This is a genomic window from Aeromonas finlandensis (assembly GCF_000764645.1).
GTDB classification, from domain to species: Bacteria; Pseudomonadota; Gammaproteobacteria; order Enterobacterales; family Aeromonadaceae; genus Aeromonas; species Aeromonas finlandensis.
Genome location: NZ_JRGK01000364.1, coordinates 1 through 6,854, shown reverse-complemented (window position 1 = coordinate 6,854; position 6,854 = coordinate 1). Strand labels below are relative to the sequence as shown.

The window sequence follows — 6,854 nt, the reverse complement described above, 5'->3', positions numbered from 1 at the left end:
AGGGCGACCCGCGGGTCGCCCTCTCCATTTCCTATTCGAGACAAGAGAAAGACTCATGAGCCAAACACCCTGGTGGCAGAGCGCCGTGATTTACCAGATCTACCCCAAGAGCTTTCAGGATTCCGCTGCCCGTGGCACCGGTGATCTCAAGGGGATCATGGCCCGCCTCGACTATCTCAAGACCCTGGGGGTCGATGCCCTCTGGCTGACCCCGGTCTACCTCTCCCCGCAGGTGGATAACGGCTACGACATCGCCGACTACTACGCCATCGACCCCGCCTACGGCACCATGGCCGACTTCGAGGCGCTGCTGGCCGCCGCCCACGCGCGCGACATCCGCATCGTGATGGATATCGTGGTCAACCACACCTCCACCGAACACGCCTGGTTCAAGTCGGCGCTGGGGGATAAAAACAGCCCCTACCGCGACTACTACATCTGGCGCGATCCGGTGGATGGCGGCGTGCCCAACAACTGGCAATCCAAGTTTGGCGGCAGCGCTTGGGAGCTGGATCCCGCCACCGGTCAGTACTACCTGCACCTGTTTGCCCGCGAGCAGGCGGATCTCAACTGGGAAAATCCGGCGGTGCGCGCCGAGGTGAAAAACATCATCCACTTCTGGGCGAAGAAGGGGGTGGACGGGTTCCGCCTCGATGTCATCAACCTTATCTCCAAGGATCAGGCATTCCCCAACGACGAGATTGGCGATGGCCGCCGCTTCTACACTGACGGGCCGCGCATCCACGAATTCTTGCAGGATGTGAGCAGCGATGTCTTTGCTCCGGTTGGTGCCATGACGGTGGGGGAGATGTCATCCACCACGCTGGAGCACTGCCAGCGCTACGGCGCGCTGGATGGTTCCGAGCTCTCCATGGTGTTCAACTTTCACCACCTCAAGGTGGATTACCCCAACGGCGACAAGTGGACCAAGGCGCCGTTCGATTTCCTCGAACTCAAGCGCATCTTCAACCACTGGCAGAGCGGTATGCACGGCAAGGGGTGGTCGGCGCTGTTCTGGTGCAATCACGACCAACCGCGCATCGTCTCCCGCTTCGGTGACGAGGGCGAGTATCGGGTAGTGGCCGCCAAGATGTTGGCCAGCACACTGCACGGCTTGCAGGGTACCCCCTACATCTATCAGGGGGAGGAGATCGGCATGACCAACCCCGGTTATCAGCGCATCGATGACTATCAGGATGTGGAGAGCCGCAATATCTTCGCCATCAAGCAGGCCGAAGGAGTGAGCGAGGCCGAGATCCTCGCCATTCTGGGTGCCAAGTCCCGTGATAACTCCCGTACCCCGATGCAGTGGAGCGCCGCCCCCAACGCCGGTTTCACCAGCGGAACGCCCTGGCTCAAGCCAGCCGCCAACTACCGTGAAATCAACGCCGAGGCGGCGCTGGCCGACCAGCACTCGGTGTTCTGGCACTATCGGGATCTGATCTGTCTTCGCAAGGCGTACCCCATCTTCACTCAGGGGGATTATCAGGAGCTGCTGACCGGGCACCCGCAGATCTGGGCCTATACCCGTCGCGCCAACGGTCAGACCCTGCTGGTCGTGAGCAACTTCTACGGCGAGCCGGTTGAGTTTGCCTTGCCTGCCGAGCTGCATAGCGGGAAGGGTCGGTTACTGCTGGGCAACTACCCAGATAGCCCGGCCCAGCCGCAATCGGGTATGCTGCGCCCTTATGAATCCCTGATCTGGCTGATGGAGTAGTGGATGAGCGAGGTAATGACGAAGGCGACGGCTGTGGTGCGTGGCCCCGAGTGGCAGAAGATGGTGGCGGGGGAGCCTTATGATGCGGGGGATCCCGAGCTGAAAGCGGCGCGCGAGCAGTGTCGTGCATTGCTGGGTGAACTGAACCGGGAGTCGACCAATTCCCCTGGGTGGGATGATCGCCTCACGCGTTTGCTCGGTAGCCGCGCTGAACGCTGCTTTATTACGCCGCCATTTTTTTGCGACTACGGCGCAAATATCCATGTAGGCGCGAATTTTTACGCCAATTTCAACTGCACCATCCTCGACGTCTGCGAGGTGCACATCGGCGACAACGTGCTGCTGGCACCCGGGGTGCAGATCTACACCGCTGCTCATCCGGTGGCGGTGGCGCCGCGCATCAAGGGGGTGGAGTTTGGCAAGCCGGTGCGGATTGGGCACAACGTCTGGATTGGCGGCAGCACGGTGATTTGTCCCGGCGTCACTATCGGTGACAACAGCGTCATCGGTGCAGGCTCGGTGGTGACCAAAGATGTGCCCGCCAATGTGGTGGCGGCAGGCAACCCCTGTCGGGTGTTGCGGCCGATGACGGCGGAGGAGCTTGCGGGGCTCATCTAGCGGTTTTAAAGGGGCAATCTGGCGGTGTCAGGCCATTTGAAATTCAAATGTTAAATGGTTACTCATTTACTTTGGTAATGATTTCGTCGAGGCGGCTGAGCCGTATCTTGGCCGCCAGGCAGCGCCTTAGGCACTCCAACCGACCTGTTTTTACGCCAGCATAAAGGTCGTCATCAGTGCCCGGTTCTGCGTCTGAGCGGTGAAAACCCCTGCAAGTGGCAATCTGAGCACGCGAGCTTTCATACTGATAGAGATGGCATTTTCAGATTGTTTTGCATTCAGGCTTATGTTCGGGGCCGCTTGGCCGATACTGTTGAGTGCAGGAGGAACCCTATGGATATATCAAGTTCTGCAAATGCGTCGTTTGGTTCTGCATTGATGACGGCCAGTCTGGCCAAGAAACAGCAGACCCAAGAGGGCGAAGCTGCGCTGAAGCTGCTGCAAAACGCAGCGCAGTCAGCGCCGGTTGCACCGACATCGGCCAGCGCTTCTCTGGGAAGCAAGATCGATATTCGCGTCTGACCCTAATGAAAAAGCCCCCATCTCGCGATGGGGGCTTTTTTATATCTGCGATTTGCTTCGCATCCCTTCGGATCAGAGCGGGAAGGGGGCTGGCGCCTCGAACGTCATCCGCTCGCCGCTGCGGGGGTGGCTGATGGTCAGCATGGCCGCATGCAGGTAGAGATGAGGCGCTGCCGCCAGTGCATCCGGATGGGCATAGAGGTTGTCACCCAGAATCGGGTGCCCCAGCTCCAGCATATGGACGCGCAGCTGGTGAGAGCGACCTGTGATGGGGGTCAGCTTGATCAGACTGTTGCCGTTCTCCACCTTCAGTTTTTCCCACAGGGTCAGAGCGTGACGCCCCTCCTCAAAATCCACCTTCTGTTTCGGGCGGTTGGGCCAGTCGACGCAGAGCGGCAGGTCAACCTGACCCGAGTCTGCCTCCGGCTCGCCCCACACCCAGGCGAGGTAGTGCTTCTCGGTCTCCCGCTCGCGAAATTGTCGGCTCAGCTCCCGGTGGGAATTGGGATTGAGGGGAATAACAATGACGCCAGTGGTGGACATGTCGAGGCGATGAGCTGCCGCCGCTTTGGGGTGCTGCTGTTTCACCCGATGCAGGACGCTGTCTTCATTCTCGGGGCCGCGCCCGGGGACGCTCAGCAGGCCAGTGGGCTTGTTGACCACCATGATGTCCTTGTCCTTGAACAGGATATCGAGCCAGGGTTCCAGAGGCGGTGAGTATTCAAACATAAATGTCTCGCATCAGAAGGTGGGGGCAAGCCCCCATCAGTTATGGGTAACCACGATAAGGCGGCACTGGGTATCCAGTTTGAGCTGGGTCTGGCCGCTGTCGGTCGGTACCTTGTCAGTTATGGGTGACCACGATAAAGCGGATGGCATCCAGCTTGAGTTGGGTCTGATCGATCAGGTGGTGCAATTCTGCCTGCAGATTGCGCAGATAATCCAGTTCGCTGTCGCGCACGTTCGGGTTGACCGCCTTGAGCGCTTCCAGACGATCCAGATCCTGCTGCAGGGTCTGCGCCATCTGGGCACGGGCCTTGTCGACAATCCCGGCTTTCAGCTCGTCGGCAATGACCTGGCCCTTGCCAATCAGACCGTGGATCACCGGTTGGGATGCGGTGACCAGCTTGCTGCCGAGATGGCGGTTGACCGGGGTCAGCTGGCGGTTGAAGGCATCGAACGCCACTTTCTCACCCAGATTCTGGCCGTTCTTGTCCATCAGCAGACGGATCGGGGTCGGCGGCATGAAACGGTAGAGTTGGGGATGGGCCGCAGACTCGGCAACGAAGATCAGCTCAAGCAGGATGGAGCCAATGGGCAGCGCTTTGTTCTTGAGCAGTGCGACCGAGGTGGCACCGATCTCGGAGCCCAGGATCAGGTCGATACCGCCGCGCATCATGGGGTGATCCCAGGAGAGCAGCGCCATATCATCCCGCGACAGGGCGGTGTTGCGATCGAAGGTGATGGTCATGCCATCTTGCGGCAGGCCAGGGAAGCTGGAGACCAGCATGTGATCCCCTGGGGTCAGCACCAGTGCGTTCTCGCCACGGTCATCCTGATTGACGCCGATCTCGTCGAACATCTTGAGGGCGAAGGAGATCATGCCGGTGTCGTCATCTTCGGCGGCCAGCTTGTCGACAAGCTGTTGGGCAGCCGCGCCACCGCTGGAGTGGATCTCCAGCAGGCGATCGCGACCCTGTTCCAGTCGTGCCTTGAGCGGCTCGTGCAGTTCGCGGGTCTTGATCAGCAGGGCGTCGAGGGCCGCCTGATCGCCAGTGTTGGCGGCCAGCAGCTCGAACAGCTCGTCACGCACCGCTTCGAATACCGGGCGGGCAGTCGGGCAGGTCTGCTCGAAGGCATCCAGACCGTCGTGATACCAGAGCTGCAGGGCGCGCTGGGCAGTCCCTTCCAGATAGGGGACGTGGATCTCGACGGTATTCTGCTGACCGATACGATCCAGTCGACCGATACGCTGTTCCAGCAGATCCGGGTTGAGGGGCAGATCGAACAGCACCAGATGGCTGGCAAACTGGAAGTTGCGACCTTCTGAGCCGATTTCGGAGCAGAGCAGCACCTGAGCGCCACCATCCTCTTGCGCGAAATAGGCGGAGGCCTTGTCTCGCTCGAGGATAGACATCCCTTCATGGAACACGGTGCCGCGGATCCCTTCACGGGTACGCAGCGCCTCTTCCAGCGCGATGGCGGTGGCCGCTTCGGAGCAGATCACCAGCACCTTCTGCTGACGGGCGGAGAGCAGCAGCCCCAGCAGCCACTCGACGCGGGGGTCGAACTGGGTCCAGGTGGCGCTATCGCCTTCGAACTGCTGGAAGATCTTCTCGGGGTAGAGGTAGCGCAAGGCGCGGGTCTGCAGATCACCACCGTTGCCACCCATCATGCCCATCACCTTGATGGCAGTCTTGTACTGGTCTGGCAGCGGCATGGGATAGACGTTGAGGTGACGCTCGGGGAAGCCCTGAATATTGGCGCGGCTGTTGCGGAACAGCACGCGACCGGTGCCATGTTGATCTAGCAGCTTGGCAACTGCCTGCTGACGGGCTGCTGCATCGTTCAGATCCAGCCCTTCCAGCTGGCTGGCGAGGATCTGCCTGGCTTCATCGCTCAGGGTCTCGCCATCCAGCAGCTCTTGCGCTGCGCTGGCGACCTGACCATAGGCCTGCTCCTCGGCGAGGAAGGCCTCATAGTCGTAGAAACGCTCCGGGTCGAGCAGGCGCAGACGGGCAAAGTGGCTCTGGTGGCCCAGCTGATCCGGGGTAGCGGTCAGCAGCAGTACGCCCGGCACCTGTTCGGCCAGCGCTTCCACCATTTCGTAGGCGCGGCTTGGGGCATCTTCGCTCCACTCCAGATGGTGCGCTTCGTCGACAACCAGCAGATCCCACTCGGCTTCCAGCACCTGCTCGAAGCGACGACGCTTCTTGCGCAGGAAGTCGAGACTGCAGATCACCAGCTGTTCGGTCTCGAAGGGGTTCTCCGCATCGGCAAATGCTTCGATGCAGCGCTCCTCGTCAAACAGGGAGAAGTGCAGGTTGAAGCGGCGCATCATCTCGACCAGCCACTGGTGCTGGAGCGTTTCGGGCAGCAGGATCAGCACCCGATGGGCGCGGCCGGAGAGCAGCTGCTGATGAATGACCATGCCCGCTTCGATGGTCTTGCCCAGACCTACCTCATCCGCCAGCAGTACGCGCGGGGCGTAGCGGTGACCCACTTCATGGGCGATATAGAGCTGGTGCGGGATCAGGCTGACCCGGCCACCGGCCAGACCGCGAGTCGGGTTGCGACGACGTTGATGCTGGTTGATCAACGCCTCGTAGCGCAGGGTAAAGCGGGACATCCGGTCAATCTGACCGGCGAACAGGCGATCCTGCGGCTTGTTGAACTTGATAAAGTTGTTGAGAAACACTTCCTTGAGGGCAACGGGCTCATCATTGTCGGTGCGAACACCTACATATATAAGCAGGCCGTTTTTCTCCTGCACTTCTTCGACCGTCATGGTCCAGTCTTCGTGACTGGTGATCTGATCGCCCACATTGAAGCTGACCCGGGTGACCGGCGCCTCTTCTTTGGCATACATACGGTTTTCACCGGTAGCCGGAAACAACAGGGTAACCATGCGTCCTTCAACAGCAACGACAGTCCCCAACCCCAGATCCGTCTCTGTATCACTAATCCAACGCTGGCCAAGTGCAAAAGGCATTAAACTCTCCAAAGCCCAAGAGTGTGTGAATCGCAAAGGGGCGCTATGTTACCCGAAGGCGTGACCTCGATCACCATGCATATAGATGTAGAGAGACCAAATCGCCACAACCTTGATCTGCTACCACCGCCACGCCATATAGAAGATAGCGATCTTGCCAAACGGGTGTGTTATTGCAGGATAAATGCGCTTTTTGGGTGATTAGTGAACGGTTTACGCAAAAATGCGAATTTAATTCGAAAACCCCCTTGCAAGCGTGATCCAGATCCCTATAATGCGCCACAT

General features: G+C 59.7%; 6 protein-coding genes. 3 read left to right on the top strand and 3 right to left on the bottom strand.

The annotated features are described in order from the left end of the window. Positions 1-55 precede the first annotated feature (55 nt). From treC to LD28_RS0121815, 3 genes are all read left to right on the top strand, one after another. Positions 56-1,717, top strand: coding sequence for an alpha,alpha-phosphotrehalase (treC, locus tag LD28_RS0121825; protein ID WP_033138968.1), 1,662 nt, complete (start codon positions 56-58; stop codon positions 1,715-1,717). Between the two features lie 3 nt (positions 1,718-1,720). Continuing rightward, a complete protein-coding gene (locus LD28_RS0121820; RefSeq protein WP_033138967.1) occupies positions 1,721-2,335 on the top strand; it encodes a sugar O-acetyltransferase in 615 nt (204 codons plus the stop codon). Positions 2,336-2,668: 333 nt separating this feature from the next. Then, complete coding sequence (locus tag LD28_RS0121815) at positions 2,669-2,857, top strand: hypothetical protein (RefSeq protein ID WP_005336040.1); 189 nt, start codon at positions 2,669-2,671, stop codon at positions 2,855-2,857. A 72-nt stretch (positions 2,858-2,929) separates the two neighbouring features. Here LD28_RS0121815 and rluA read toward each other — a convergent pair whose 3' ends face one another. The 3 genes from rluA to LD28_RS23750 form a co-directional block, all read right to left on the bottom strand. After that, complete coding sequence (rluA, locus tag LD28_RS0121810; RefSeq protein WP_033138966.1) at positions 2,930-3,586, bottom strand: bifunctional tRNA pseudouridine(32) synthase/23S rRNA pseudouridine(746) synthase RluA; 657 nt, start codon at positions 3,584-3,586, stop codon at positions 2,930-2,932. A 115-nt stretch (positions 3,587-3,701) separates the two neighbouring features. Beyond that, positions 3,702-6,569, bottom strand: a complete 2,868-nt coding sequence (gene rapA / locus LD28_RS0121805) for an RNA polymerase-associated protein RapA (RefSeq protein ID WP_033138965.1) — start codon at positions 6,567-6,569, stop codon at positions 3,702-3,704. Positions 6,570-6,639: 70 nt separating this feature from the next. Next, positions 6,640-6,854 (bottom strand): hypothetical protein (locus tag LD28_RS23750; RefSeq protein WP_206538782.1); only part of this gene is annotated, 215 nt, incomplete at its 5' end.

Bases quoted from the DNA above. Each gene is read 5' to 3' on its own strand.
- treC (WP_033138968.1), top strand. From the start codon at position 56: ATGAGCCAAACACCCTGGTGGCAGAGCGCCGTGATTTACCAGATCTAC.
- rapA (WP_033138965.1), bottom strand. From the start codon at position 6,569: ATGCCTTTTGCACTTGGCCAGCGTTGGATTAGTGATACAGAGACGGAT.
- rluA (WP_033138966.1), bottom strand. From the start codon at position 3,586: ATGTTTGAATACTCACCGCCTCTGGAACCCTGGCTCGATATCCTGTTC.
- LD28_RS0121820 (WP_033138967.1), top strand. From the start codon at position 1,721: ATGAGCGAGGTAATGACGAAGGCGACGGCTGTGGTGCGTGGCCCCGAG.
- LD28_RS0121815 (WP_005336040.1), top strand. From the start codon at position 2,669: ATGGATATATCAAGTTCTGCAAATGCGTCGTTTGGTTCTGCATTGATG.